Annotated in this window: 25 protein-coding genes and 1 tRNA gene; 11 read left to right on the forward strand and 15 right to left on the reverse strand. The window is 59.9% G+C overall.

Annotated elements, in window-relative coordinates; all coding sequences use genetic code 11:
* Positions 1 to 516: 516 nt before the first annotated feature.
* The 5 genes from AC1RS8_RS21370 to dapA form a co-directional block, all read right to left on the reverse strand.
* Positions 517 to 606, reverse strand: a tRNA-Ser gene (locus AC1RS8_RS21370).
* 83 nt (positions 607 to 689) lie between these two features.
* Positions 690 to 1,403: a phosphoribosylaminoimidazolesuccinocarboxamide synthase gene (gene purC / locus AC1RS8_RS21375; RefSeq protein WP_007944067.1), complete on the reverse strand. Its 714-nt coding sequence runs from the start codon at positions 1,401 to 1,403 to the stop codon at positions 690 to 692.
* A gap of 28 nt (positions 1,404 to 1,431) precedes the next feature.
* Positions 1,432 to 2,190 carry an MBL fold metallo-hydrolase gene (locus AC1RS8_RS21380; RefSeq protein WP_489339939.1) on the reverse strand — a complete coding sequence of 253 codons (759 nt, stop codon included), beginning with the start codon at positions 2,188 to 2,190 and terminating at the stop codon, positions 1,432 to 1,434.
* Positions 2,191 to 2,194: 4 nt separating this feature from the next.
* Complete coding sequence (gene bamC, locus AC1RS8_RS21385) at positions 2,195 to 3,310, reverse strand: NlpB/DapX family lipoprotein (protein ID WP_057716016.1); 1,116 nt, start codon at positions 3,308 to 3,310, stop codon at positions 2,195 to 2,197.
* 17 nt (positions 3,311 to 3,327) lie between these two features.
* Positions 3,328 to 4,206, reverse strand: coding sequence for a 4-hydroxy-tetrahydrodipicolinate synthase (gene dapA, locus AC1RS8_RS21390; protein ID WP_057716017.1), 879 nt, complete (start codon positions 4,204 to 4,206; stop codon positions 3,328 to 3,330).
* A gap of 327 nt (positions 4,207 to 4,533) precedes the next feature.
* On the opposite strand from dapA, the gene AC1RS8_RS21395 reads away from it, so the two are divergent.
* Both AC1RS8_RS21395 and AC1RS8_RS21400 read left to right on the forward strand, forming a co-directional pair.
* Complete coding sequence (locus AC1RS8_RS21395) at positions 4,534 to 5,094, forward strand: glycine cleavage system transcriptional repressor (protein ID WP_007979776.1); 561 nt, start codon at positions 4,534 to 4,536, stop codon at positions 5,092 to 5,094.
* A gap of 10 nt (positions 5,095 to 5,104) precedes the next feature.
* A complete protein-coding gene (locus tag AC1RS8_RS21400; RefSeq protein WP_057716018.1) occupies positions 5,105 to 5,578 on the forward strand; it encodes a peroxiredoxin in 474 nt (157 codons plus the stop codon).
* Between the two features lie 143 nt (positions 5,579 to 5,721).
* On the opposite strand, the gene AC1RS8_RS21405 is transcribed toward AC1RS8_RS21400, so the two are convergent.
* Together AC1RS8_RS21405 and AC1RS8_RS21410 are read right to left on the reverse strand one after the other, a co-directional pair.
* Positions 5,722 to 6,792, reverse strand: coding sequence for an AI-2E family transporter (locus AC1RS8_RS21405; RefSeq protein WP_057716019.1), 1,071 nt, complete (start codon positions 6,790 to 6,792; stop codon positions 5,722 to 5,724).
* Positions 6,793 to 6,823: 31 nt separating this feature from the next.
* Entirely contained in the window at positions 6,824 to 7,063 is a 240-nt protein-coding gene (locus AC1RS8_RS21410) for a sulfurtransferase TusA family protein (RefSeq protein WP_007979782.1), read from the reverse strand.
* Positions 7,064 to 7,161: 98 nt separating this feature from the next.
* Between AC1RS8_RS21410 and AC1RS8_RS21415 the strand changes: the two genes are divergently transcribed.
* Positions 7,162 to 8,595, forward strand: coding sequence for a M48 family metalloprotease (locus AC1RS8_RS21415; RefSeq protein ID WP_057716020.1), 1,434 nt, complete (start codon positions 7,162 to 7,164; stop codon positions 8,593 to 8,595).
* 76 nt (positions 8,596 to 8,671) lie between these two features.
* Here the strand turns inward: AC1RS8_RS21415 and AC1RS8_RS21420 are convergent, their stop codons facing one another.
* The 4 genes from AC1RS8_RS21420 to rpoE all read right to left on the reverse strand — a co-directional run bounded on the left by AC1RS8_RS21420 (position 8,672) and on the right by rpoE (position 12,443).
* Entirely contained in the window at positions 8,672 to 10,096 is a 1,425-nt protein-coding gene (locus AC1RS8_RS21420; RefSeq protein ID WP_090453675.1) for a DegQ family serine endoprotease, read from the reverse strand.
* A 178-nt stretch (positions 10,097 to 10,274) separates the two neighbouring features.
* Positions 10,275 to 11,234: a MucB/RseB C-terminal domain-containing protein gene (locus AC1RS8_RS21425; protein ID WP_489339938.1), complete on the reverse strand. Its 960-nt coding sequence runs from the start codon at positions 11,232 to 11,234 to the stop codon at positions 10,275 to 10,277.
* An 8-nt stretch (positions 11,235 to 11,242) separates the two neighbouring features.
* Complete coding sequence (locus AC1RS8_RS21430) at positions 11,243 to 11,830, reverse strand: sigma-E factor negative regulatory protein (protein WP_057716023.1); 588 nt, start codon at positions 11,828 to 11,830, stop codon at positions 11,243 to 11,245.
* Positions 11,831 to 11,861: 31 nt separating this feature from the next.
* The gene (gene rpoE / locus AC1RS8_RS21435) at positions 11,862 to 12,443 is read right to left on the reverse strand and encodes an RNA polymerase sigma factor RpoE/AlgU (RefSeq protein WP_003172477.1); all 582 of its coding nucleotides are present in this window, start codon (positions 12,441 to 12,443) and stop codon (positions 11,862 to 11,864) included.
* A gap of 552 nt (positions 12,444 to 12,995) precedes the next feature.
* Here rpoE and nadB point away from each other — a divergent pair.
* Complete coding sequence (gene nadB / locus AC1RS8_RS21440; RefSeq protein ID WP_057716024.1) at positions 12,996 to 14,612, forward strand: L-aspartate oxidase; 1,617 nt, start codon at positions 12,996 to 12,998, stop codon at positions 14,610 to 14,612.
* Here nadB and AC1RS8_RS21445 read toward each other — a convergent pair.
* Complete coding sequence (locus tag AC1RS8_RS21445) at positions 14,581 to 15,033, reverse strand: protein YgfX (protein ID WP_489339937.1); 453 nt, start codon at positions 15,031 to 15,033, stop codon at positions 14,581 to 14,583. The genes nadB and AC1RS8_RS21445 overlap by 32 nt on opposite strands.
* Positions 15,017 to 15,271 carry an FAD assembly factor SdhE gene (locus AC1RS8_RS21450; protein WP_057716026.1) on the reverse strand — a complete coding sequence of 85 codons (255 nt, stop codon included), beginning with the start codon at positions 15,269 to 15,271 and terminating at the stop codon, positions 15,017 to 15,019. Before AC1RS8_RS21450 ends, AC1RS8_RS21445 begins: the two co-directional genes overlap by 17 nt.
* Positions 15,272 to 15,420: 149 nt before the next feature.
* On the opposite strand from AC1RS8_RS21450, the gene ygfZ reads away from it, so the two are divergent.
* Together ygfZ and AC1RS8_RS21460 are read left to right on the forward strand one after the other, a co-directional pair.
* Positions 15,421 to 16,362, forward strand: coding sequence for a CAF17-like 4Fe-4S cluster assembly/insertion protein YgfZ (ygfZ, locus tag AC1RS8_RS21455; RefSeq protein ID WP_154909691.1), 942 nt, complete (start codon positions 15,421 to 15,423; stop codon positions 16,360 to 16,362).
* A gap of 34 nt (positions 16,363 to 16,396) precedes the next feature.
* Positions 16,397 to 17,218: an HDOD domain-containing protein gene (locus tag AC1RS8_RS21460; RefSeq protein WP_349733343.1), complete on the forward strand. Its 822-nt coding sequence runs from the start codon at positions 16,397 to 16,399 to the stop codon at positions 17,216 to 17,218.
* Between the two features lie 43 nt (positions 17,219 to 17,261).
* Here the strand turns inward: AC1RS8_RS21460 and AC1RS8_RS21465 are convergent, their stop codons facing one another.
* Together AC1RS8_RS21465 and AC1RS8_RS21470 are read right to left on the reverse strand one after the other, a co-directional pair.
* Positions 17,262 to 18,650: a sensor histidine kinase N-terminal domain-containing protein gene (locus tag AC1RS8_RS21465; protein WP_489339935.1), complete on the reverse strand. Its 1,389-nt coding sequence runs from the start codon at positions 18,648 to 18,650 to the stop codon at positions 17,262 to 17,264.
* Positions 18,643 to 19,314, reverse strand: coding sequence for a response regulator (locus AC1RS8_RS21470; RefSeq protein WP_007979804.1), 672 nt, complete (start codon positions 19,312 to 19,314; stop codon positions 18,643 to 18,645). The genes AC1RS8_RS21465 and AC1RS8_RS21470 overlap by 8 nt, the downstream gene beginning before the upstream one ends.
* 237 nt (positions 19,315 to 19,551) lie before the next feature.
* On the opposite strand from AC1RS8_RS21470, the gene AC1RS8_RS21475 reads away from it, so the two are divergent.
* From AC1RS8_RS21475 to AC1RS8_RS21495, 5 genes are read left to right on the forward strand one after another with little or no spacing between them, the layout of a single operon-like run.
* On the forward strand, positions 19,552 to 20,841 hold the full coding sequence (locus tag AC1RS8_RS21475; protein ID WP_154861749.1) for an OprD family porin: 1,290 nt from the start codon (positions 19,552 to 19,554) through the stop codon (positions 20,839 to 20,841).
* 39 nt (positions 20,842 to 20,880) lie between these two features.
* Positions 20,881 to 21,858 carry a Bug family tripartite tricarboxylate transporter substrate binding protein gene (locus tag AC1RS8_RS21480; RefSeq protein ID WP_090453661.1) on the forward strand — a complete coding sequence of 326 codons (978 nt, stop codon included), beginning with the start codon at positions 20,881 to 20,883 and terminating at the stop codon, positions 21,856 to 21,858.
* Between the two features lie 58 nt (positions 21,859 to 21,916).
* Positions 21,917 to 22,375 carry a tripartite tricarboxylate transporter TctB family protein gene (locus AC1RS8_RS21485; RefSeq protein ID WP_057716032.1) on the forward strand — a complete coding sequence of 153 codons (459 nt, stop codon included), beginning with the start codon at positions 21,917 to 21,919 and terminating at the stop codon, positions 22,373 to 22,375.
* A gap of 1 nt (position 22,376) precedes the next feature.
* A complete protein-coding gene (locus AC1RS8_RS21490) occupies positions 22,377 to 23,891 on the forward strand; it encodes a tripartite tricarboxylate transporter permease (protein ID WP_057716033.1) in 1,515 nt (504 codons plus the stop codon).
* Positions 23,884 to 24,924 (forward strand): AbrB family transcriptional regulator, encoded by a 1,041-nt coding sequence (locus AC1RS8_RS21495; RefSeq protein ID WP_489339934.1) that lies wholly within the window; start codon positions 23,884 to 23,886, stop codon positions 24,922 to 24,924. Before AC1RS8_RS21490 ends, AC1RS8_RS21495 begins: the two co-directional genes overlap by 8 nt.
* Positions 24,925 to 25,019 lie beyond the last annotated feature (95 nt).

Raw genomic sequence — 25,019 nt, forward strand, 5'->3', positions numbered from 1 at the left:
CTCCACAAGCACCCACACGAATTGCTTGATTCAGTTGTTAAAGAGCGGTTGGTTAAGATCTTTCGTCTCAACCGAGGTGCGCATCTTACAGCGCATCTTTTCAATTTGCAACCTTAAAAGTTTCTGATTTTTCAACAAAATCAACTACTTAAACCAAGAGCCACATCAAACTGCTCGTTAGCGGGAGGCGAATAATACAGTATTAAAATACGTGGTCAACCCCCCACCTAAAAATTCTTCTTCCTTACCAAAGCACCCGGGTCGCCACCATGAGAACCTCCAGCATCTATATAAAGCACTGGGGCAGCAACGAACCCAAACCACATCACCTGGACATATAGATACAACAATGGTGAGAAAGCCCTACGGCAAATGGATACCCAGGGGATCCCAAGAGCATGACGGGCATCACGTCAAAAATGCCGGGACACGAAATGCCCTCCCCGACCAATACGACAGAAACGAAAAAGCCCCTGAAATGTTTAACCACTTCAGGGGCTTCGTCTTGTTCAATAATGGCGGAGAGATAGGGATTCGAACCCTAGGTACCGGTGAAGGTACAACGGATTTCGAATCCGTCCCATTCGGCCACTCTGGCATCTCTCCAACGGCGCGCATCATAACAACACTTTCGCAGGAAGCGAACCCCCTAAGCGAAATATTTCTGTGCTATCAGATGCTTGCGTCGGTTAAAGCGGTACGCCCAGACGATTGGCGACCTCTTCATAGGCTTCGATGACGTCACCGAGGCCCTGACGGAAGCGGTCCTTGTCCATTTTCTTGCCGGTGGCCTTGTCCCACAGACGGCAGCCGTCCGGACTGAATTCGTCGCCCAGCACGATGGAGCCATCGTGGAACACGCCGAACTCCAGTTTGAAGTCGACCAGCAGCAGGCCGGCGTCATCGAACAGTTTGCTCAGGACTTCGTTGACCTTGAGCGACAGCTCTTTCATGCGCACCAGTTGCTCGGCGGTGCCCCAACCAAAGGCCACGACGTGGGATTCGTTGATGAACGGGTCGCCCTTGGCGTCGTCCTTCAGGAACAGTTCGAAGGTGTAAGGGTTGAGCTTCATGCCTTCTTCGACACCCAGACGCTTGACCAGGCTGCCGGCGGCGTAGTTACGCACGACGCATTCGACCGGGATCATGTCGAGTTTCTTCACCAGGCATTCGTTGTCGCCCAGCAATTTGTCGAATTGGGTCGGCACGCCGGCCGCTTCGAGCTTCTGCATGATGAAGGCGTTGAACTTGTTGTTCACCATGCCTTTGCGGTCGAGCTGCTCGATGCGCTTGCCGTCGAACGCCGAGGTGTCGTTACGAAACAGCAGGATCAAGCGGTTAGCGTCGTCGGTCTTGTAAACCGACTTGGCTTTGCCGCGGTAGAGTTCTTCACGTTTTTCCATGATGGGCTCCGCTTGCTAAGTAGATGGGCTAGGCGATATGTCGCCAGTCGAGCCCTGAATCTTGATCGGCCAGTTGCAGCCAGTCCGGGTCGCACCCAAGGGTGTCGACAAAACATTGCCGGGCCAGCCGCGGCAGGTTGTTCTTGCTGCTCAGATGGGCCAGGACCAGGTGTTGCAGGTCTTTCCAGCCCAGCTCGGCCACCAGGAATGCCGCCTGGTGGTTATTCAAATGCCCCAGTTCACCGCCTACCCGCTGCTTGAGAAAGTACGGGTAATGACCGCGAGCCAGCATGTCACGACAGTGATTGGACTCGATCATCAACGCATCGAGGTCCCGATAGCCGTCCAGCACCTTGTCACAATACGAGCCCAGGTCGGTCAACAGGCCGAAGCGCCGTAAACCGTCACTGAAAACATATTGCGTCGGTTCTTGTGCATCGTGGGCCACGGCAATGACACCGATGCTCAAGTCGCCGATTTGCAGTTGATCGCCGCCGGCCAGAAAGCCTGCGGGCTCAATAGGTTTGCGCATCCCGCGCAAGGTCCCGCGACTGAGGTAGACAGGCAGATTGTAGCGCCGAGACAGCAAACCCACGCCATGCACGTGGTCGGCATGTTCGTGGGTCACGAGTATCGCGCTCAGCTGCGCAGGGCTCACACCCAGGCGCAGCAGGCGTTTTTCGGTTTCCCGCAGGGAAAAACCACAATCCACCAATACGTACGTATCAGCGCTGGCTATCAGCGTGCCGTTCCCTTGACTACCGCTGCCGAGAACGGCAAAACGCATAGGATCAGCCCAGGTTGTCCTGAATCTTGCTCAACACTTTACGCGCCACATCGGCCGGCGCCACGGTGTTGATGTTTTTCTCTACGGTGACCTGGACGTTCTCGCCAACCTTGCTCAGGCGAACCTGATAACGCTCGGCGCGGGCCTCAAGCTCTTCCTTGCTCGGCGCGCTGCCGAACAGACTGCTGAAGAAGCCTGGCTTGTCGTCTTTGCTCTCGGCTTTTTCGGCCAGGTTGATGTAGTACAGGCCCAGGCTGCGGTTGATGTCTTCAACACGCCATTCGCCTTGTTCCAGCGCACGACCGACGCTCGACCAGGCACGATCCAGGTCGGTACCGACGTTCAGCACAGGGTTGCCGCTGCCGTCTTCACTCAGGCTGACACGACTTGGCGCGTCGAAATCACGCGAAGCCAGCATGGAGACCGAACCGCCCTTCTCGGAGATACGGCTCATGCTCGCAAGCATGTCGTCGACCAGTGCCGCGTCCAGGCCAGTGTTGACCGAACGGTTGGTGAAGGCCACGTCGGCGGTGCTGCCGGCGGGACGCTCGGCGCTGACCACATAGACTTCACTGGTATTGCGCTGCACGCCCGGCTCGATGCGCACCCGCACGCGGGTTTCGCTGTCCGTGCTGACGCCGGCCGCGCTCAGGCGCTTGGCCATGGCCGCAGACAGTTCATCGGAATGCTGCCAGGTCGTGGTGAATTCACCGGTTTGCGGACGCTGTTCATCCAGACGGAAACCGTTGTCCTGGAAGAACTGAACGGCCACGGGCCAGACTTCAGCCGGCGGATTCTGCGCCAGGATGGAGCTGGAGCCGCCGCTCTTCTGCAGGGAGTAGGCACCGGCGTCAGCACCCGCGGTCAGCGGCTGCGGCCGAGGAACGATGTATTCGCCCTTGGCGGTGTCATCGGCCACGTTGCGCGGGATCGGCAACAGCGGATCCAGACGCTTGGCGGTACGGACATCCGGTGGCATTTGCATCGGTGCAGTCTGTTGCGCTTCCAGGTAATCGCTACCACGGTCACGGAAATAACCTTCCGGGCCCCAGATCCATCCACAGCCACTGGTGCTGGAGATAATCAAGGCAAGTGCGGAAAGTCCGGCCATTCGCTTCATGCGTTGTACTTCCTCAATTAAACCAGGACGCCGCACTGGCGCAGGGCCGTGCGCAGCGTTTCGTGACAAGGTGCGCTCAGCCAGGTCAACGGCAGGCGAATGCCTTCGTGCATCAGGCCCATTTCAACCAAAGCCCACTTCACCGGAATCGGGTTGGCTTCGATGAACAGGTCCTTGTGCAGCGGCATCAGTTTTTCGTTGATTGCCCGTGCAGTCTCGGCATCCCCCTTGAGGGCAGCCTCGCACAGATCGGCCATTTCACGCGGTGCGACGTTGGCGGTAACGGAGATGTTGCCCTTGCCGCCCATCAGGATCAGCTCGACCGCGGTCGGATCATCGCCGGACAGGACGATGAAGTCCTTGCTTACGCCGTCGAGGATGGCCTTGGCGCGCTTGAGGTCGCCAGTCGCTTCCTTGATACCGATGATGTTCGGCACGGTGGACAGGCGGATCACGGTTTCGGCCTGCATGTCGCAGGAGGTGCGGCCGGGAACGTTATAGAGAATCTGCGGGATGTCGACCGATTCGGCGATGTGCTTGAAGTGCAGGTACAGGCCTTCCTGGGTCGGCTTGTTGTAGTACGGCACTACCAGCAGGCAGGCATCGGCGCCGGCTTCCTTGGCATTACGGGTCAATTCGACGGCTTCGCGGGTCGAATTGGCGCCGGTACCGGCAATCACCGGAATACGACCGTTGACCTGCTTGACCACGGCACGGATGACTTCGATGTGCTCGTTGACGTCGAGGGTTGCCGACTCGCCGGTGGTGCCGACGGCGACAATGGCATGGGTGCCGTTTTCAAGGTGGAAGTCCACGAGTTTGCTGAGGCTGTCCCAGTCAAGACGCCCCTGTGCATCCATGGGTGTGACCAGTGCCACCATACTGCCCGCAATCATGAAACCGCTCCTGCCGGAAAAAGAGAGCCGTAATGGTACTGGCGCCAAGATGCTTGCACAAGCGAAGTACTGTGCTGCCGCCATTCCCCTTGGCGCCGGTTTTCGCTACCCTTCAGACTTTGATCGGTACAGACAAGCTCGCGCGCCGGGTTTCAGCCTCCATTTACGGCATCACAAGCCCTGATCCAGCGTTGCCGCCTCTCGCTCCCGCCCTGCCGGAGCACGTCGCGACCTGCCGCTTGGGGGTTTCTGAATTCGCATCCGCAGGCTCGCCCCGGCAAAACGCCCTCTGGACGTACCGACCGCTCATCGCTTTAGGAATGCTGCATGTCCACCCCCACAGTTCGCGAACAATTCCTTGTTATCAGTGCCCTCGGCGCCAACCCCATGGAGCTGACCAACGTCCTGTGCCGCGCCAGCCATGAAAACCGCTGCGCCGTTGTCACCTCTCGCCTGACCCGCCATGGCGAATGCAGTGCCCTGGTGCTGGAAATCTCCGGTAGCTGGGATGCCCTGGCACGCCTGGAAGGCAGCCTGCCAGTATTGGCCAAGCGGCATGCGTTCACGGTCAACGTGGTGCGCAGCGCGGCCTTGGAAAACCGCCCTCAGGCCCTGCCGTACGTCGCTTATGTCAGCTCGGCCTACCGCTCGGACATCATCAACGAGCTGTGCCAGTTCTTCATGGACCACAATGTCGAGTTGGAAAACCTCACCTGCGACACTTATCAGGCTCCGCAGACCGGCGGCACCATGCTCAACGCCACGTTTACCGTGACCTTGCCAGCCGGCGTGCAAATCAGCTGGCTGCGCGATCAGTTCCTGGATTTTGCCGACGCGCTGAACCTCGATGCCCTGATCGAACCCTGGCGCCCACAGAACCCAATGTAAGGAAGCTTTCATGGCCGTTGCCATCGACCAACCGGTTGCCGATTTCCAAGCCCCCGCCACCAGCGGGCAAACCGTCAGCCTCGCCGGCCTGAAAGGCAAGCAGGTAGTGATCTACTTCTACCCCAAGGACAGCACACCGGGCTGCACGACCGAGGGGCAGGGCTTTCGTGATCAATACGCTGCGTTCAAGGCCGCCAATACCGAAGTGTTCGGCGTGTCTCGCGACAGCCTCAAATCCCACGAGAACTTCAAGTGCAAACAGGAATTCCCCTTTGAGCTGATCAGCGACAAGGACGAAGCCATCTGCCAGCTGTTCGACGTGATCAAGCTGAAAAAGCTCTACGGCAAGGAATACATGGGCGTGGATCGCAGCACGTTCCTGATCGACGCCAACGGCGTGCTGCGCCAGGAATGGCGCGGCGTGAAGGTGCCGGGGCATGTTGATGCGGTATTGGCCGCGGCCCAGGCTCTGAATAAGGCCTGATTTCCGGGCGTTCTTTCGGACGCCATCGCGAGCAAGCTCGCTCCCACAGTTGACCGAGTTGCCCGGGCATCCACGGTTCAATGTGGGAGCGAGCTTGCTCGCGATGAGGCTCGTCGCTTCAGCTCATAAATCCACTTCGTGAATTAAAGCAGCGGCGCGACCTCCGGCTCCTTGCGCGGCCAGGCATCCAGCACGGCCTTGAACAGCGTCGCCAGGGGAATCGCGAAGAACACCCCCCAGAACCCCCACAACCCGCCAAACAACAGCACTGCGCAGATGATTGCCACCGGGTGCAGGTTGACCGCCTCCGAGAACAACAATGGCACCAGCACGTTGCCATCCAGCGTCTGAATGATCCCGTAGACCGCCATCAAGTATATGAACTGATCGCTCCAGCCCCACTGGAACAGCGCAATCAGAAACACGGGCACGGTCACCACCACGGCGCCGACATAAGGCACCACCACCGAAATCCCCACCAGCAGTGCCAGCAGCGCCGCGTAATTGAGTTCCAGGACAACAAAGGCGATGTAGGTCACGCCACCGCAAATGAAGATTTCGATGACCTTGCCGCGAATGTAATTGGCGATCTGCCGGTTCATTTCATGGGCGACCCGGGTGATCAATGCCCGCTCACGGGGCAGGTAACCGCGCACCCACTGGCCGATCATGGCCCGATCCTTGAGGAAGAAAAACACCAGGATCGGCACCAGCACCAGATAGATCATGATGTTCACCAGCAATGGCAGGCTCGACAGCGAGAACGTCAGTGCCCACTGACCAAACTTGCCGATTTCACCCCGTGCCGCTTCGATGGCCTGCAGTACCTGCTCATCGGACACCAGATGCGGATAGCGTTCGGGCAGCAGCAGCAACAGCGACTGCCACTTGGCGAGCATGCCGGGCAACTCGTTGAACAGGGTGATCAGTTGATGCCAGAGCAATGGCACGACAACCACGATAAACACCAGCAACAGCCCCATGAACAACGCAAAGACCAGCCCCACCGCGACCCCGCCCGGCACCCGCAGGCGCTCGAGGGTCACCACCAGCCCCTGCATCAGGTACGCCAGCACCATCCCGGCGAGCACCGGCGCCAGCATACCGCCCAGGGTCAGCACGGCGGTGAACGCCAGAAACAGCAGGACAGCCAGCACCACCGCTTCTTCATCGGAGAAATAGCGCTGAATCCAGTCGCGCAACACTTTGAACATCAATAATCCTTAGGAGTAAACGCAGCCGAATTCAGGCTTTTTTCAACCAGTAGCGGTAAACACCCGCCTCATCTTCTTCACGAAGCAGGGTATGACCGGCCAATCGGGCAAAGGTGCGAAAGTCGCGTTGCGAACCCGCATCGGTGGCGATGACCTTGAGCACCGCGCCACTGGCCAGCCGGTTGAGCTCCATCTTGGCCTTGAGCAACGGCAACGGGCAATTCAGGCCGCTGGCATCCAGTTCAACGTCATGCTCTACAGCGTCGGTCATTGCATCACTCCGGGTCAGGTGGTTGTGTTGCCTAGAATATCTGGTCGCAACGCCGGTGTCCGGCTACAGTAAGGTCTTTGTCGACTAAGGCTTTGTGCATGACTTTTTTGCGCCCCACCCTGCTGACGCTCGCTTGCCTGCTCGCCTCACCGGGCTTTGCCGACGACCTGCCGTCACTCGGCGACGCCAGTTCTGCCATTGTCTCACCGCAACAGGAATACCAGCTCGGTCGCGCCTGGCTGGCAATGTTGCGCAGTCAGGTTTCGCAGCTCAACGATCCTCAGCTCAAGAATTACGTGGAATCCAGCGTTTACCGACTGGTCGAGACCAGCCAGGTCACTGACCGACGCCTGGAATTCATCCTGATCAACAGCCCGCAGCTCAACGCCTTTGCAGCGCCGGGCGGGATCGTCGGGGTGAACGGTGGTTTGTTCCTCAACGCCCAGACCGAGGGCGAATACGCTTCGGTACTGGCGCACGAATTGGCTCACTTGTCGCAGCGCCACTTTGCCCGGGGCGTCGAAGCGCAGCAACGCATGCAAGTACCCATGATGGCTGCATTGCTGGCGGGTATCGTGCTGGCAGCCGCCGGTGGCGGTGACGCCGGGATCGCGGCCATTGCCGGCACACAGGCCGCAGCCATTCAGGAACAGCGGCGATTCTCCCGCCAGAACGAGCAGGAAGCCGACCGTATCGGCATCCTCAATCTGGAAAAGGCCGGTTACGATCCCCGCTCGATGCCAACCATGTTCGAACGGCTGGGGCGTCAGTACCGCTACGATGCCAAGCCACCGGAATTTCTGCTGACCCACCCGGTCACCGAATCGCGTATCGCCGACACCCGCAACCGCGCCGAACAGTTTCCAAAGGGCGGTATCGAAGACAGCATGCGCTACCAACTGATCCGCGCACGCGTACAGCTGATCTATGAAGAAACCCCGGGGCTTGGCGCCAAGCGCTTCCGCGCCCAGCTCGACGAGAACCCGAAAAACGACGTGGCACGCTACGGCCTGGCGATCGCCCAGATCAAGGGCGGCCAACTGAACGAAGCACGGGAAAACCTCAAGCAGTTGCTGGCCAAGTCACCCAACGAAATCATCTACAACCTGGCTCAGGTCGATCTGGATATCACCAATAATCGCCTGGCGGATGCCCAGTCCCGGGTTGACCGGTTGATGGGCCAATACTCTGGCAACTACCCGCTGAACCAGATTCGCGTCGACCTGCTGCTCAAACAAAACCGTACTGCGGATGCGGAGAAAGCCCTCGAAAGCCTGCTCAAGTCCCGCCCGGATGACCCGGACGTGTGGTATCAGGTTGCCGAGACGCGCGGCCTGTCGGGCAATATCATCGGCCTGCATCAGGCTCGCGCCGAATACTTTGCGCTGGTCGGTGACTACAAACAGGCCATTCAGCAACTGGACTTCGCCAAACGCAGGGCTGGCAGCAACTTCCCGCTGTCTTCGCGGATCGACGCGCGGCAACGCGAGCTGATGGAACAAGAGCGCATGATCAAGGACATGATGGGCTGACACCCCGGCGACAAAAGGTCCGGACACAAAAAAACCGCCTCTTTCGAGGCGGTTTTTTATGCAACCAACAACCGGGTTATTCAGCCAGCTTGAAGGTGATGAAGCTCGCACGCCCCTGACGCAGTACCCGCATCGACACCGAACGGTTCTTTGGCAGCGCCTTGGCGATGTCCGCGAACTCCTTGGTGGAACCGATGGCCTGGTTGTTCAGATGGGTGATCACATCACCCGGCTGCAAGCCGATCATGGCAGCAGGGCCGTCCTGTACTTCCTTGATCAGCACACCACCCTTGAGGTCGTAGGTTTTCTTCTGCTCATCAGTCAGCTCGACCACGGAAACACCCAGGCGATTGCTGCTGCGCTCGATGCTGGATTTTGGCAGCGCATCCAGCTCCTTGCCTTCTTCCGGAATCGCGCCGACCGTCAATTCGACATTCTTGCGCTTGCCGTCACGAATCACTTCCAGATCGGCCTTGTTGCCAGCCTTCAACGCGCCAACCAGATGCGGCAGATCGGCCGACATGACGATTGGCTGACCGTTCATGCTCAGGATCACGTCGCCAACTTGCAGGCCGCCCTTGGCAGCCGGACCATCGTCCTGGATTTGGGCAACCAGCGCACCGGCCGGCTTCTCCAGGCCGAACGACTCGGCCAGGTCCTTGCTCACTTCCTGAATCACGACGCCCAGCCAGCCACGGCTGACCTTGCCACCGGATTTCAGCTGATTGGAAACATCCATGGCCACGTCGATCGGGATTGCAAACGACACGCCCATGAAGCCACCGGAGCGGGTATAGATCTGCGAGTTGATCCCGACCACCTCACCGTTGAGGTTGAACAGCGGACCACCGGAGTTACCCGGGTTGATCGGCACGTCGGTCTGGATGAACGGCACATAGTTTTCGTTCGGCAGGCTGCGACCGACGGCGCTGACGATGCCTTGGGTCACCGTGTGGTCAAAGCCGAATGGCGAACCGATCGCGACAACCCATTGGCCAGCTTTCAGGTCCTGGGATTTACCGAGCTTGAGCACTGGCAGATCCTTGCCTTCGATTTTCAGCAGCGCCACGTCGGAACGTGGATCGGTACCGATCAGCTTGGCTTTCATTTCGCTGCGATCGGCCAGGCGGACGAGGATTTCGTCAGCATCGGCGATCACGTGATTATTGGTCAGGATATAGCCATCGGAAGAGATGATGAAACCCGAACCCAGGGAGGTTGCCTCGCGCTGACGGTCACGAGGTGAGCGCGATTGTGGTGGCATGCCCCGTTCGAAGAATTCGCGCAGCATCGGTGGCAAGCCTTCGAGGTCGGGCATCTGCTGGTTGACTTTGCGATCCGGCAGCTTTTGCGTGGTACTGATGTTTACGACCGCAGGCGAGGCCTGTTCGACCAGTTGCGTAAAATCAGGCAATTCGACCGCTTGGGCGGTGACCGCCTGACCGAGCACCAGCACGGTGGCAATAATGGAAAGGTAGGACTTCAAGCGTGGTATCGACATACGGCTCCCGTTACAACGAGCATGGTTAAGCGATATGGAGCAAGGAACACCGGGAACAATACGCCGGTATTTTTGTTCCGGGAACAACAAACAAGGCCAGAGCCGAGGGGCTCTGACCTATAAAAAATTTACGGGATTTTTGCAAACTGAAATGCTCACGAAACATTTCAAATTCAGCTCACTGCTTGGTTGCAGCGGCGTCGGTGCGCATTGAAAGCGCTATCCGTTCAGCAGTACCGACCGGTATCTCGCCAACGACAGTCACCATCATGTCGCCCTGTGCCGTGGCCAGGCGCCGGGAAACCGCAACGGTCGGCCCCAACTGAGTACGGGTGTCGGTGACTGTTGCGCCATTCAACGGCTCGAGGAATACCGAAAAACGCGTCAGGCCATCGTCATACATCAGGCTATTGACCTGGGTCTTGGTCTGCGGATCCTTGCGAGCGGTGCTGCTGGTCAGCTCGAAGCCGGGCGGCAACCAGTCGGAACGCCAGACCTGGGCAGCCTTGACGGCAGAGGCCTTGTCACTTTCGAGATTGACCGGCTTGCAATCATTACTGGCCTGCAGGTCTTTTTCGGAAGGGACGTCAGCGGTATCCATTTGCGTGAACTGGAAGCGCTCCAACAACCGCCCCTTGTCGTCCAGTAGCAAGGACTTCAGAGGCAGGCCGGTCTCCTTGTCCAGATGCAGTTCAAAACCGTAGCGGTGCTGATCACGGGGTGTCAGCGATACGATCACCGCCGAACGCCCGGCGACACGCGACTTGCCGATGACGGCCAGGTCATACCAATTCTTGAGCTTTTGAGGATCGAGTGCACGGGCGGCGGAGTTCGGGGAGTCCCCAAGCCCTGCTATCAGTGTGCCGCTGACGCATTGGGTTTGCCCATCAATGCGTACGACTTCCTGAGCGGAACCGTCGAGCTGGATCAAACGCTCGCGGACCTTTCCATCCTGGACGCGGTGCCAGATGTTATGGGTAGAAAAACTACCGTTACGCTCGTAGACGAAAGTACCCTGAAAGCTTTGCTGTTGCTCTGCCTGGCCCAGGCGGGTCAACCAGTCCTGGGCTTCACCGGCTTGGGCTGGAACGATGAACCAGCCGCTGAGCAGAAGCGAAAGTAGAGGTATGGCGCGCATGATCCTCCTTAACGGTTTTCCAGACTTGCGGCACGAGCGTAAGGCAGAGCGCTCTCAGTGCCTTTCAATGCAGCCTGTTGTGCGTGTTGGCGCAAGTAACCTGGCAGACGCTGATCGTGCCAGCCTGGCTGACCTTGCAGTACGCCGTTGGCCATTGGGCCAGTAGCATCCGAACTCTCATTGTAGCCTGCCAAAACGGCTGGGCCTTTTACTTGTGGAGCAGCCAGTCCGGGTTGAGCGGATTGCTGGGCCAGTTCGACACCGGCGATCTCATCCTGGTTGTACAGACGCACGCCGGCCAGCACCGCCAGGGTCACCGAGGCAGCGACCGCCAGACGACCCAGGCTGCGCCATGGACCACGGGAAGCTTTTGCCGGTACGGCTTCGTCAGCCAGGGCAGCAGAAACAGCCGCGGCGATGTCCAGGCGTGGAAGCAGCAGATCCTTGTGCATCACTGCCCGAGCGATCTGATAACGAGCCCAGGTTTCACGGGTTTCTACATCGTCACAGGCATTCAATACCCGACGCAATTCCAATTCGTCCGCTTCGTTATCCATCACTGCGGACAGCGATTCCTGCAGGGCTTCACGACTCATGGCGTTCCTCTCTTGGCTGTCGCCGCTGTCTTTAGTTTTCCTGCAACAACGGCTGCAGGGCTTTGTCGATGGCCTCCCGGGCGCGGAAAATCCGGGAGCGCACGGTGCCTACCGGACATTGCATGACACTCGCAATGTCCTCGTAACTCAGACCATCAAACTCACGTAAAGTTAAAGCCGTACGCAAATCTTCCGGCAGTTGCTGAATGGTTCGATGGACGGTGCCTTCGATCTCATCCCGCAGCAAAGCCCGCTCTGGCGACTCGAGATCCTTGAGGCCATGATCGCCATCGTAGAACTCTGCATCCTCGGAACTGACATCGCTATCCGGCGGCCGACGGCCGCGTGAAACCAGATAGTTTTTCGCCGTGTTGATGGCGATGCGGTAAAGCCACGTATAAAACGCGCTGTCTCCGCGAAAATTTCCAAGTGCACGGTATGCCTTGATAAAGGCTTCTTGTGCCACATCCTGGGCTTCATGGGTGTCGTGCACGAAACGCACGATCAACCCGAGAATTTTGTGCTGGTATTTCAGCACTAGCAGATCGAAAGCACGCTTGTCGCCGCGCTGAACGCGTTCGACCAGTTGCTGATCCTCTTCCTGGGTTAGCATGAACACTCCTCGATGAGCTCGGAGGAGGCTTGCAGAAGTAAACCACCAGACTTGCAAACATAGACTCGGGCTTTTCGCAAAAGTTCTCCCCCTCCAGGCAAGTTTCCTGCGGGCTCTGATTTGGCACGCACGAAAAGCGCAGCACGAGTTGACCCGGCTGCGCGGATAATCTTGTCATCGGATTCTTCAGCAAGGATCGAACTGCAATCCGGCACTGAAGCCGACACTGTCCCTTGTTTCAGGCAACCGTCTATTGATCTTGGCCCTTTGGCAAAAGTTCCAATTATTTATAGCCGTACCAACCCGACATTGTGCAACCGTGAAGGGAAAAAGACTGTTAAATCGGCGATACAGTCATTCTCGCGCCCAACGGGCAGAAAAACATCCGACGAAGCGACCGATGTTTTGCGTCACGGTAGTTTCACAATGCCATGCTAGCTCGGGTATTGTGCCGCTCCCCCCCTCTATATACTAGTGGGCAGTGCGGCTGCATTGACTCGAAAGTCCAGCTGCGCCACCCCCGACCCGGGTCGCTTTGAGCGGAATCCTGAAATGAGCCAACAGTTTCAACACGATGTTCTGGTAATTGGCAGCGGTGCTGCCGGCTTGAGCCTTGCGCTGACCTTGCCCGGTCATTTGCGCATTGCCGTTCTGAGCAAGGGCAACCTCGCCAATGGCTCGACTTTCTGGGCCCAGGGCGGCGTTGCGGCCGTTCTCGATGACACCGATACCGTTGAGTCCCATGTCGATGACACCCTCAATGCCGGCGGCGGCCTGTGTCATGAGGACGCCGTGCGCTTTACCGTCGAGCACAGCCGGGAAGCGATTCAATGGCTGATCGACCAGGGCGTGCCCTTTACCCGCGATGAACAGTCGAGTAACGAAGATGGCGGGTTCGAGTTCCACCTCACCCGCGAGGGCGGTCACAGCCATCGGCGCATCATCCACGCCGCCGATGCCACCGGCGCTGCCATTTTCACCACCCTGCTCGACCAGGCCCGGAAACGACCGAACATCGAACTGCTGGAGCAGCGGGTTGCGGTTGACCTTATCACCGAGAAACGCCTGGGACTCGAAGGTGATCGCTGCCTCGGCGCCTATGTGCTCAATCGCGGTACCGGCGAAGTCGACACCTACGGCGCCCGCTTTGTGATCCTCGCCTCCGGTGGTGCCGCCAAGGTTTACCTCTACACCAGTAACCCTGACGGCGCCTGCGGCGATGGCATCGCCATGGCCTGGCGCTCGGGCTGCCGGGTGGCGAACCTGGAATTCAACCAGTTCCACCCTACTTGCCTGTATCACCCGCAAGCCAAGAGTTTCCTGGTCACCGAAGCCCTGCGAGGCGAAGGTGCCCACCTGAAGCTGCCCAACGGCGAGCGCTTCATGCAGCGCTTCGATCCACGGGCCGAGTTGGCCCCACGAGACATCGTCGCCCGGGCCATCGACCATGAAATGAAGCGCCTGGGCATCGACTGCGTCTATCTGGACATCAGCCACAAACCGGAAGCCTTCATCAAGACGCACTTCCCGACGGTGTACGAACGCTGCCTGGAATTTTCCATCGACATCACCAAACAACCGATCCCGGTGGTCCCAGCGGCGCACTACACCTGCGGCGGCGTGATGGTCGATCAACAGGGTCGCACCGATGTGCCGGGGCTGTATGCCATCGGCGAAACCAGTTTCACCGGCCTGCACGGTGCCAACCGCATGGCCAGCAACTCGCTGCTGGAATGTTTCGTCTATGCCCGCTCGGCAGCCGCGGACATTCTCGAACAGTTGCCCCGGGTTCCGATGCCAACGCCCCTTCCCGCCTGGGATGCGAGTCAGGTCACCGATTCCGATGAAGACGTGATCATTGCGCACAACTGGGATGAGCTGCGGCGATTCATGTGGGACTACGTTGGCATCGTGCGCACCAACAAGCGTCTGCAACGGGCGCAACATCGCGTGCAGCTGTTGCTGGATGAAATCGACGAGTTCTACAGCAACTACAAGGTCAGCCGGGACTTGATCGAGCTGCGCAACCTGGCCCAGGTTGCCGAGCTGATGATTCTGTCAGCCATGGAACGCAAGGAAAGCCGTGGCCTGCATTACACCCTCGACTACCCGGACATGTTGCCGGTCGCGCTGGACACTATTCTGGTACCGCCCACCTACGTCGGCTGAATTTGAGCCGCACCCGCAGGCGTCGGTGCACATCCACCGCCTGCGCATCCCGGGGTACGCAAATGGCCCGGGCCCGACGCTCGCCCCGTAGTCGAAAACGCAGTACCACCACCAACGGCAGCGCCAGGCTGTCCGGCCTTAGTTGCACGGGCTGCCAGCCCTTGGCACGACTCCACAACTGCCAGCCATCGGCATCGCGCCGCAAGCCGCAAAAGGCCTGCGGGTGGGTCAGCAGGATTTGCCGGGGCAACAGCCAGACTCCGTGAACCACGCACAGCACGACGCCGAGCAAGCTGACCCAGACCGGAATCGACAGTAAAAACAACGAACCCAACGCGAACAGCTGGGCCAGAAGATAGGCCGCCAGCAACTGCCGTGAGGCATGCCAGCGGCATTCGAACCCATTACTTGGGCTGGACACGATCCAGAATCATGCGAACCATGCGTTGCAGCTCAGGATCTTCCGATTCGCTGCGTTCCATGAACCAGCCGAACATGTCCTGATCTTCGCATTCGAGCAACCTGACATAGCAGGCGCGATCAACCTCGTTGAGGTGCCGATAAACCTCTTTCACAAACGGCACCAGCAACACATCAAGCTCAAGCATGCCGCGGCGGCTGTGCCAGTAGAGGCGGTTCAGTTCAACATCTTCGACCATGGAGCGCTCCTCAAATAGGCCGCAAGTATACAGGCCCGCGCCCCGTCGAACAGTCGGCTTTGGTCGGCCACCGTCGAGCCTTTGTTAACTACCCATTTCGAAGGCGGCCCCTTATGATGTCCACCAGACTTTTTACCCTGCGATGACCCATGGCCGACTCTGCTTTTTTCTGCACCCTTTCTCATGAAGGTGTTCTCGCGGTCCGCGGCGCGGACGCCAGCAAATTCCTGCAAGGCCAACTGACCTGCAACCTCAACTACCTGAGCGATTCCCGGGCCAGCCTCGGTGCCCGCTGCACGCAAAAAGGCCGGATGCAATCGAGTTTCCGCATCCTGCTCGAAGGTGACGGCGTGGTCCTGGCCATGGCCACCGAATTGCTCGAACCGCAACTGGCGGACCTGAAAAAATACGCGGTGTTTTCCAAGTCGAAACTGACCGACGAAAGTGCCGCCTGGGTCCGCTTCGGCGTTGACCATGGCGACGCCGCACTGGTCAGCCTCGGCCTGGACCTGCCGGCAGAAACCGACAGCGTCGTGCGCAACGATGGACTGATCGCCATCCGCGTCTCGCCTGATCGTGCCGAACTGTGGGTTGCCGCCGGTCAAGCCGATGCGGTCAAAGGCAAGCTTTCGGCTGTGCTGAGCGAAGGCGATCTGAATCAATGGCTGCTGGGCCAGGTCCGCGCCGGGATCGGCCAGGTCATGCCCGGCACCCGCGAGTTGTTCATCCCCCAGATGCTCAACCTGCAAGCGGTCGGTGGCGTGAGTTTCAAGAAAGGTTGCTACACCGGGCAGGAAATCGTCGCGCGGATGCAGTACCTGGGCAAACTCAAGCGCCGCCTGTATCGCCTGCAACTGGCTGCCGGTGAACTGCCTGAACCGGGTACCCCGCTGTTTTCCCCGACCCACGGCAGCGCCATCGGCGAAGTGGTGCTGGCGGCCCGCGCCGGACAGAACATTGAACTCCTGGCTGTGTTGCAAGCCGAAGCAGCAGAAAGTGGAGACATCCACTTGGGCGCGCTCGAAGGGCCGTCCTTGCAGCTGCTCGACCTGCCTTATGAACTGGACCGCGACCGCGAAATCCAGCAATAACGGCAGTACTTGGCGCGACACCTAGAGAGACTAAATGAGCAAGCTGGCGGAAAAGGTCCAACAGGATTTGGTTGAGGCCATCAATAACGATGACCTGGTTCTGCCAACGTTACCGGAAGTGGCCCTGCAGATTCGCAAGGCCGCGGAAAACCCGGAAGTCAGCGTCAGTACCCTGAGCAAAGTGATCGGCCGTGATACCGCGCTGTCGGCACGCCTGATCAAAGTGGTCAACAGCCCACTGTTGCGCGCGACCCAGGAAGTGACCGATCTGCATACCGCGATCACCCGCCTGGGCATCAACTACAGCTGTAACCTGGCGATCGGCCTGGTCATGGAGCAGATTTTCCATGCCCGCTCCGATGTGGTGGAACAGAAAATGCGCGATGTCTGGCGAAAAAGCCTGGAAATCGCCGGCGTCAGCTACGCCTTGTGCCGCAGTTACACCCGACTAAAGCCCGATCAGGCGGCCCTTGGCGGTCTGGTGCACCAGATCGGCGTGCTGCCGATCCTGACCTACGCCGAAGATCACTACGAGCTGCTGTCCGACCCGGTCAGCCTCAACCATGTGATCGACCGGATTCATCCGCTAATCGGTGAAAAACTGCTCAGGGTCTGGGAATTTCCCGACATGCTGGTGCAAGTGCCGCGGCTATACCTGAACTTCAAACGCCAGTCTGCGCAGGTCGACTATGTGGATCTGGTACAGGTGGCCAGCCTGTATTGCCTGCAGGACACCGATCACCCGCTCGCCAGTACCGATGCGTTGAACGTACCGGCCTACAAGGCACTTGGAATCGATTTTGACGACAAGGCGATGTGCGCCGACCTGGAAGAAACGCGCACGATGTTTTACTGATCCTTGTGGCGAGGGGGCTTGCCCCCTCGCCACAGATGTTGTGTTACTCCCCGGAGATAAAACTCACCCGCACCTTCAACCCCGCCCGCTCGCCATCGTGCAGGCTGATCTGGGCCAGATGCGCGCGGCAGATCTCACCGACAATCGCCAACCCCAATCCGGAACCGGCCACTTGCTGATTGCGGCGATAAAAGCGCTCGAATACCCGATCGCGTTCTTCAAGAGGAATGCCGGGGCCATCATCTTCGACTTCCAGCACGGCGGGCGCCGAGACCCGCAGAATCACGTTGCCACCCGGCGGCGTGTGGGCCAATGCGTTATCCACCAGATTGCTCAGCAGCTCGTTCAATAACGTCGGCTCGCCCCGCAGCCAGACCGGTTCATCCGCCTCCAGCGCCAGCGCGATACCACGCTTGTGGGCCAACGGCGCCATGGCCATGCCCAGCTCCCGTGCCAACTGACTCAGGTCGAGTAACTGCGCGCCGCCCTCGGCAATCGCCCGGGCACCATTTTCGACCCGCGCCAGGGAAAGCAACTGATTGGCCAGATGAGTCAATCGATCAGTGCTCTGGGCGGCAGTCTCCAGGGTGCTGCGCCAGACATCGGGCTCAGCCGAGCGCTGGCCCAGCTCCAGGCGCGCCTTGAGTGCCGCCAGCGGCGTGCGCAGTTCGTGGGCGGCGTCGGCGATGAATTGTGCCTGCTTCTCGAACTGGCCACGCAAGCGCTCGGTAAAGTGATTGAGTGCGCGCACCAGCGGCCACAATTCGCGCTGCACTTCCACCAAAGGCAAGGGGCGCAGATCGTCCGGCTGGCGCTCTTCCACCGCCGTGCGCAAGCGCTCCAGCGGGCGCAACGCAGCACTCACCGCGAACCACACCAGCATCAACGCACCGATTGCCAGCATGCCCAGGCGCAGCAAAGTATCCGCCGCCAGACTGCGGGCCATGCTGACGCGCGCCTCATCGGTTTCCGCCACGCGAATTTCCGCCATGCCATTCATGTTCGGCTCGCTCACGGGCTTGAGCAGGCTCACCACGCGCACGTTCTGCCCGCGGTACTGGGCGTTGTAGAAACGTGCGAGCGCCGGATAGTCATCGGTGCGCGGCGTTCCCGGCGGTGGCGCGGGCAGGTTTTCGTAACCGGAAATCAGCTTCTGATTGATGTCGTTGACCAGGTAGAAAATTCGCCCGGCACTGTCGTAGGCAAAGGTATCGAGGGCCACGTAGGGCACGTCGGCACTGAGGGTGCCGTCGCGCTGGGAGACGCCGGCAGCGATGGTTCGCGCCGACGCCAGCAGGGTCCGGTCATAGGCCGTATCGGCAGCTTCGCGTCCGTTCCAGTAGGCGCTCAAACCACTGGCCAGCATCAACACCACCAGCAGCAGCGCCAGGTTCCACAGCAACCTCCAGCGCAGGCTGCTGGGCTTATGCATCGCGGCTTTCCAGCAAGTAACCGAGGCCGCGGAAGGTCACGATGGCGACCGGCTGACCGTCGAGTTTCTTGCGCAGGCGGTGCACGTAGATTTCGATGGCATCGGGGCTGGCTTCTTCGTCGAGGCCGAACACTTGCGACGCCAGCTGCTCCTTGCTCATCACCCGACCGGGGCGCGCGATCAGGGCTTCGAGCACGGCCTGTTCGCGGGAGGTCAGGGTCAGCAATTCTTCCCCGAGGGTGAAACGCCGGGTTTCCAGGTCGTAGGCCAGCACACCGCAACGCTGAATGCGCTCACCGCCCAGCACGCTGCGGCGCAACAAGGCTTTGACCCGAGCTTCGAGTTCGGTCAGTTCGAACGGCTTGGCCAGGTAGTCGTCGGCGCCGAGGTTCAGGCCGTGGACCCTATCCTTGACGTCGCTGCGGGCGGTCAGCATCAACACCGGCAGGTTCTTGCCCCGCGCCCGCAAACGCGCCAGCACTTCGAAACCATCCATGCGCGGCAAGCCGACATCGAGGATCGCCATGGCGTATTCCTCGCTGCCCAGCGCCAGGTCGGCCGCCACGCCATCGTGCAGAACGTCCACGGTCAGCCCGGTGCTCTTGAGCGCCTGGGCGACACTTTCGGCGAGCTGCAAATGGTCTTCGACGAGCAGGACACGCATGGATCTTTACCTCATTCCGGGATGGTCGACGCCATTCTCTGGCGCGAAGTTTACAGCCGCAACCGCCGCTGTGAAGCCCGAAAACCGTGAAAGTCAGCTGAAAGGTTAGCGAAAGGTTAGCCCGTTACAGTCCAGCCACGGACAGTTTCGACTGCCGTCGCTGCAGCCACACAGCGATACGAAAAACGCCTCGAAGCGTTTTCGACAAATAAGAACAATAAACGGAGTAAGTCATCCATGCAGTCCCTGCAGACCCAGGCTATCGCGCCTGCCCGCCTCTCCCGTTTCAGCCACACTGCGCTTGCCAGCGCTGCCGCCCTTGCCGGCTTTTCGCCGTTGAGCCAGGCCGCATTCTTCGAAGACAGCTCGGCCACTTTCGAAACCCGCAACATGTACTTCAATCGCGACTTTCGCGACGGCACCAGCGCCCAACAGTCCAAGCGTGACGAGTGGGCCCAGGGGTTCATGCTCAATCTGAAATCAGGCTACACCGACGGCACCGTGGGGTTCGGTGTCGATGCGCTGGGCATGATGGGGGTCAAGCTCGATTCGAGCCCGGACCGTACCGGTACCGGCCTGCTGCCGACCGACGATGGGCGCGCCGTCGACGAATACTCCAAGCTCGGCCTGACCGGCAAAATGAAAATCTCCGCCAGCGAGCTGAAAATCGGCACCCTGATCCCGGAATTGCCGATCCTCAAGCCCAATGACGGGCGCATCCTGCCGCAGACCTTCGAGGGCGGCATGCTGACCTCCAAAGAGCTCAAGAACCTGACTTTCACCGGCGGGCGTCTGGATAAAGCCAAGGACCGCGACAGCACCGATTTCGAGGACATAGCCCTCAACAACAAGAACGGCCGTTTCGCTGGCACCGTGGCCGGCAAGCACTTTGATTTTGGCGGCCTGGACTACAAGCTCACCGACAAGATCACCGGCAGCTACCACTTCGCGCAACTCGATGAAGTCTACAACCAGCATTTCCTCGGTTTGATCGCTTCGCAGCCATTTGGCCCCGGCACTTTTGGCACCGACCTGCGGTTTGCCATCAGCGATGACCAGGGCGAGGCCCGCGGCGGCAAGATCGACAACAAGTCCCTCAACGGCCTGGTGAGTTACGCCTTGAGCGGCCACAAGTTCAGCGCGGGCTACCAGCACATGTCCGGCGACAGCGCATTCCCGTATGTGGATGGCGCCGACCCGTACCTGGTGAACTTCGTGCAGATCAACGACTTTGCCGGCGCCGAAGAACGCTCCTGGCAAGCGCGTTATGACTTCGACTTCGTCACCCTCGGCGTCCCCGGTCTGACCTTCATGAGCCGTTACGTGAGCGGTGACAACATCAAGCTCAAGAACGGTGACGAAGGCAAAGAGTGGGAACGCAACTCCGAGATTAAATATGTTGTACAAAGCGGCGCGCTCAAGGATGTCGCCGTGCGCCTGCGCAATGCCACCTACCGCTCCAACTACTCTGCTCGCGATGCCGATGAAGTGCGTCTGCTGGTGAGCTATAGCGTTGCCCTTTGGTAATTCAGTGCGTCCATAACAACAACTCCCAAGGAGACTTGAATGAACCTGTCAATGCGTAAAATTGCCCTCGCGGCCAGCGTACTGCTGTTTACCGGCCATGCGCTTGCCGAACCCAAACGCCCGGAATGCATCGCCCCGGCCTCGCCCGGCGGTGGTTTCGACCTGACCTGCAAACTGGCGCAAAGCGCGCTGATCAACGAAAAACTGCTGACCAAACCGATGCGCGTGACCTACATGCCCGGCGGCGTTGGCGCAGTGGCCTACAACGCAGTGGTCGCCCAACGTCCGGCCGATGCCGGCACCCTGGTAGCCTGGTCCAGTGGTTCGCTGCTGAACCTGGCCCAGGGCAAGTTCGGTCGTTTCGATGAAAGCCACGTGCGCTGGCTGGCCGCCGTTGGCACCAGCTATGGCGCCATCGCGGTGAAAAGCGATTCGCCCTACAAGACCCTCGACGATCTGGTCCAGGCACTGAAGAAAGATCCGAGCAAAGTGGTGATCGGCTCCGGCGGCACCGTCGGCAGCCAGGACTGGATGCAAACCGCGCTGATCGCCAAGGCCGCCGGGATCAACCCCCGTGACCTGCGTTACGTTGCCCTCGAAGGTGGCGGCGAGATTGCTACCGCCCTGCTCGGCGGCCACATCCAGGTCGGCAGCACCGACATCTCCGACTCCATGCCGCACATCCAGAGTGGCGACATGCGCCTGCTGGCGGTGTTCTCCGACAAGCGCCTGGACGAGCCGGAAATGAAGGACATTCCGACAGCCCGCGAGCAAGGCTACGACATCGTCTGGCCGGTGGTTCGCGGCTTCTACCTCGGGCCAAAAGTCAGCGATGAAGACTATGCCTGGTGGAAGGACTCCTTCGACAAGCTGCTGGCCTCCCCCGAGTTCGCCAAGCTGCGCGACCAGCGTGAACTGTTCCCGTTCGCCATGACCGGCCCGGAACTGGACACCTACGTGAAGAAGCAGGTTGCGGACTACAAAGTGCTGGCCAAAGAGTTCGGCCTGATCCAGTGATCGCCTCTGTCTAGCGGCCGCGGCTCCGTTTGGCGGAGTCGCGGCACAGGAGTTCCCCATGCTCTTACAACGCATTTTTGCTTCGGTGCTGTTGCTGGCCTGCCTCAGCCTGGTGGCGATGGCCTGGCCGTACCAGGCACCTTTTTCCTACGAACCGATCGGCCCGCGAGCCTTCCCCCTGCTGATGCTGGGACTGATGGGCCTGGCGCTGGTGTACATGGTGTATCGCCCTTCGCCGATCAAGCACACCGATGAAGAGCCACCGCTGGATCGCGAAACCCTGACCAAAATTGGTGTTTGCGTACTGTTGCTGCTGGTCTTCGCCGGGCTGTTCGAACCGCTGGGCTTCATTCTCAGCAGCATGCTGGTTGGCATACCGATGGCTCGCCTGTACGGCGGACGCTGGCTGCCGGGCGCGATAATCATCAGTCTGATGAGCGTCGGTCTGTACCTGCTGTTCGACAAAGTCATGGACGTGCCACTGCCTCTGGGCCTGCTCGACGTTCTGGAGAACTGATATGGATACGCTTGGTTATTTGAGTCACGGCTTCGGCGTCGCACTAACCCCTTACAACCTGGTGACCGCCCTCAGCGGCACGCTGATCGGCACCGTCGTCGGCCTGCTGCCGGGGCTGGGGCCGATCAACGGCGTGGCATTGCTGATCCCGATTGCGTTCGCACTGGGCCTGCCGCCGGAGTCGGCATTGATCCTGCTGGCGGCGGTGTATCTGGGTTGCGAATACGGCGGCCGGATCAGTTCGATCCTGCTGAACATTCCCGGCGAAGCCTCCACCGTGATGACGACCCTCGACGGCTACCCGATGGCCCGTCAAGGCCTGGCCGGTGTTGCCCTGTCGCTGTCGGCCTGGAGTTCGTTCATCGGCGCGTTCATCGCCACCTGCGGGATGGTGGTGTTCGCGCCGATACTGGCGAAATGGGCGATTGCCTTCGGCCCGGCGGAATACTTCGTGCTGATGGTGTTTGCGATTGTCTGTCTCGGCGGCATGGCCGGCGACCGCCCGCTCAAGACCTTCATCGCCGCGCTGATCGGGCTGTTTCTGTCGACGGTCGGCATTGATGCCAACAGCGGTGTGTACCGCTTCACCGGCGATAACATCCACCTCACCGACGGCATTCAATTCGTAGTGCTGGTGCTGGGCCTGTTCTCCATCAGCGAAATCCTGTTGCTGCTGGAAAAAACCCACCGTGGCCAGGAAGCCTTCCAGGCGACCGGGCGCATGTTGTTCAACTTCAAGGAAGCCGCTTCGGTGTTCTGGGTGAACATGCGTTGTGGCGTACTCGGTTTCATCATGGGCGTACTGCCCGGCGCAGGTGCAACGCTGGCCAGTGCCGTGGCCTACATGACCGAGAAACGCATTGCCGGCCCAAGCGGCAAATTCGGCCAAGGCGACAAACGCGGCCTCGCTGCCCCGGAAACCGCCATCGGTGCCGAAGCCTGCGGCGCGTTGGTGCCGATGCTGACCCTCGGTGTTCCCGGCTCGGGCACCACGGCAGTGATGATCGGTGCGCTGTCGCTGTACAACATCACGCCCGGCCCCCTGCTGTTCCAACAGCAACCGGACATCGTCTGGGGCCTGATTGCGTCATTGTTTATCGCCAACATCATGCTGGTGATCCTCAATATCCCGATGATCCGCATCTTCACCAAAATCCTCGCCGTGCCGAACTGGGCGCTGGTGCCGATGATTGCGATCATCACCGCTATCGGCGTGTACGCGGTGCATGCCACCACCTTCGACCTGTTCCTGATGATCGGTATCGGCATCTTCGGCTACATCCTGCGCAAGCTCGACTTCCCGCTGTCGCCGGTGCTACTGGGTTTCATCCTTGGCGGCTTGATGGAGCAGAACCTGCGTCGGGCGTTGTCGATCTCCAACGGTTCGCTGGACATCCTCTGGTCGAGCGGCATCACCGTCGGTGTCTGGGGGTTGATCGTGGTCATGCTGCTGGTGCCGATTGTGCGCATCTGGCGTAAACGCTCAGTGGCGCAACGCGTTGTCGCCGATGTCTGATCGGTCCCCCTTCAAACTCTGGTGGGGAACCCCGCTGGTCGGCCTGCTTGGCGGTTATCTCGCCAGCCAGGTCGGCTGGCCTTTGCCGTGGATGGTCGGCTCGTTGCTGGCGATCATCCTCGTGCGCTGCCTGACACCCTGGCAATTGGCCGAAATCCCTGGCGGACGCAAGTGCGGCCAGTGGATCGTCGGTATCGGCATCGGCCTGCACTTCACCCCGGTGGTGATGGAGCAGGTGCTGAGTCATTTCGGTTTGATTTTCTTTGGTGCGTTGGTCACCAGCCTGTCCGCCGTGGTCGGCGTGTGGCTGATGCGCCGTACCGGAGAAGATCGCGCCACGGCGTTCTTTTCCAGCATGCCCGGCGGTTCCGGGGAGATGGTCAACCTCGGCGCCCGCAATGGTGCGGTACTCAGCCGTGTGGCGGCGGGGCAGAGTTTGCGGGTGTTGGTCGTGGTGCTCTGCGTGCCGGCAGCCTTCAAGTATTTGTTGGGCGACGGTGCGCCGATTTCCCACGCTGGCAGCATCGATTGGCGCTGGCTGGCGGTGTTGTTTCCCGCTGGCGCGTTGGCGGCCTGGATCTGGGAGCGCCTGCGTCAACCCAACCCCTGGCTGTTCGGGCCGCTGCTGGTCAGTGCGGCCGTCAGCATCGGCTGGGACCTGCACATCGGCTTGCCCAACGGCGGTAGCCAGATTGGCCAATGGTTGATCGGCAGCGGTCTGGGCTGTCACTTCAACCGGCAGTTTTTCCGGCGTGCGCCGTCGTTCATGGGGCGCACCCTGATCGGCACGGTGTTGACCATGCTGATCGCCACGGCGGCGGCATTGGGGTTGAGTGCGCTGACCCATCTGGATCTGCGCTCACTGACCTTGGGCATGATGCCCGGCGGGATCGCCGAGATGAGCCTGACGGCGGAAACCCTGCAACTGTCGGTGCCGCTGGTGACGGCGATGCAGGTGATGCGGCTGTTGTTTGTGTTGTTTCTGGCGGAGCCGTTGTTCAAGTACTGGAACCGGGGTCCGGATTCAGTCTGATAGACCGAGTTGCCTTCATCGCGAGCAAGCTCGCTCCCACAGGGTTCGCGTGATCCTTGTGGGAGCGAGCTTGCTCGCGATGGGGCCCTCTTGCT

It is taken from the genome of Pseudomonas sp. GW821-FHT12A04 (assembly GCF_058807755.1).

What these genes read in the sequence shown, in the direction of transcription:
- purC (WP_007944067.1), bottom strand. Translation starts at nt 1,403, where the DNA reads ATGGAAAAACGTGAAGAACTCTACCGCGGCAAAGCCAAGTCGGTTTAC.
- AC1RS8_RS21380 (WP_489339939.1), bottom strand. Translation starts at nt 2,190, where the DNA reads ATGCGTTTTGCCGTTCTCGGCAGCGGTAGTCAAGGGAACGGCACGCTG.
- bamC (WP_057716016.1), bottom strand. Translation starts at nt 3,310, where the DNA reads ATGAAGCGAATGGCCGGACTTTCCGCACTTGCCTTGATTATCTCCAGC.
- dapA (WP_057716017.1), bottom strand. Translation starts at nt 4,206, where the DNA reads ATGATTGCGGGCAGTATGGTGGCACTGGTCACACCCATGGATGCACAG.
- AC1RS8_RS21395 (WP_007979776.1), top strand. Translation starts at nt 4,534, where the DNA reads ATGTCCACCCCCACAGTTCGCGAACAATTCCTTGTTATCAGTGCCCTC.
- AC1RS8_RS21400 (WP_057716018.1), top strand. Translation starts at nt 5,105, where the DNA reads ATGGCCGTTGCCATCGACCAACCGGTTGCCGATTTCCAAGCCCCCGCC.
- AC1RS8_RS21405 (WP_057716019.1), bottom strand. Translation starts at nt 6,792, where the DNA reads ATGTTCAAAGTGTTGCGCGACTGGATTCAGCGCTATTTCTCCGATGAA.
- AC1RS8_RS21410 (WP_007979782.1), bottom strand. Translation starts at nt 7,063, where the DNA reads ATGACCGACGCTGTAGAGCATGACGTTGAACTGGATGCCAGCGGCCTG.
- AC1RS8_RS21415 (WP_057716020.1), top strand. Translation starts at nt 7,162, where the DNA reads ATGACTTTTTTGCGCCCCACCCTGCTGACGCTCGCTTGCCTGCTCGCC.
- AC1RS8_RS21420 (WP_090453675.1), bottom strand. Translation starts at nt 10,096, where the DNA reads ATGTCGATACCACGCTTGAAGTCCTACCTTTCCATTATTGCCACCGTG.
- AC1RS8_RS21425 (WP_489339938.1), bottom strand. Translation starts at nt 11,234, where the DNA reads ATGCGCGCCATACCTCTACTTTCGCTTCTGCTCAGCGGCTGGTTCATC.
- AC1RS8_RS21430 (WP_057716023.1), bottom strand. Translation starts at nt 11,830, where the DNA reads ATGAGTCGTGAAGCCCTGCAGGAATCGCTGTCCGCAGTGATGGATAAC.
- rpoE (WP_003172477.1), bottom strand. Translation starts at nt 12,443, where the DNA reads ATGCTAACCCAGGAAGAGGATCAGCAACTGGTCGAACGCGTTCAGCGC.
- nadB (WP_057716024.1), top strand. Translation starts at nt 12,996, where the DNA reads ATGAGCCAACAGTTTCAACACGATGTTCTGGTAATTGGCAGCGGTGCT.
- AC1RS8_RS21450 (WP_057716026.1), bottom strand. Translation starts at nt 15,271, where the DNA reads ATGGTCGAAGATGTTGAACTGAACCGCCTCTACTGGCACAGCCGCCGC.
- ygfZ (WP_154909691.1), top strand. Translation starts at nt 15,421, where the DNA reads ATGGCCGACTCTGCTTTTTTCTGCACCCTTTCTCATGAAGGTGTTCTC.
- AC1RS8_RS21460 (WP_349733343.1), top strand. Translation starts at nt 16,397, where the DNA reads ATGAGCAAGCTGGCGGAAAAGGTCCAACAGGATTTGGTTGAGGCCATC.
- AC1RS8_RS21465 (WP_489339935.1), bottom strand. Translation starts at nt 18,650, where the DNA reads ATGCATAAGCCCAGCAGCCTGCGCTGGAGGTTGCTGTGGAACCTGGCG.
- AC1RS8_RS21470 (WP_007979804.1), bottom strand. Translation starts at nt 19,314, where the DNA reads ATGCGTGTCCTGCTCGTCGAAGACCATTTGCAGCTCGCCGAAAGTGTC.
- AC1RS8_RS21475 (WP_154861749.1), top strand. Translation starts at nt 19,552, where the DNA reads ATGCAGTCCCTGCAGACCCAGGCTATCGCGCCTGCCCGCCTCTCCCGT.
- AC1RS8_RS21480 (WP_090453661.1), top strand. Translation starts at nt 20,881, where the DNA reads ATGAACCTGTCAATGCGTAAAATTGCCCTCGCGGCCAGCGTACTGCTG.
- AC1RS8_RS21485 (WP_057716032.1), top strand. Translation starts at nt 21,917, where the DNA reads ATGCTCTTACAACGCATTTTTGCTTCGGTGCTGTTGCTGGCCTGCCTC.
- AC1RS8_RS21490 (WP_057716033.1), top strand. Translation starts at nt 22,377, where the DNA reads ATGGATACGCTTGGTTATTTGAGTCACGGCTTCGGCGTCGCACTAACC.
- AC1RS8_RS21495 (WP_489339934.1), top strand. Translation starts at nt 23,884, where the DNA reads ATGTCTGATCGGTCCCCCTTCAAACTCTGGTGGGGAACCCCGCTGGTC.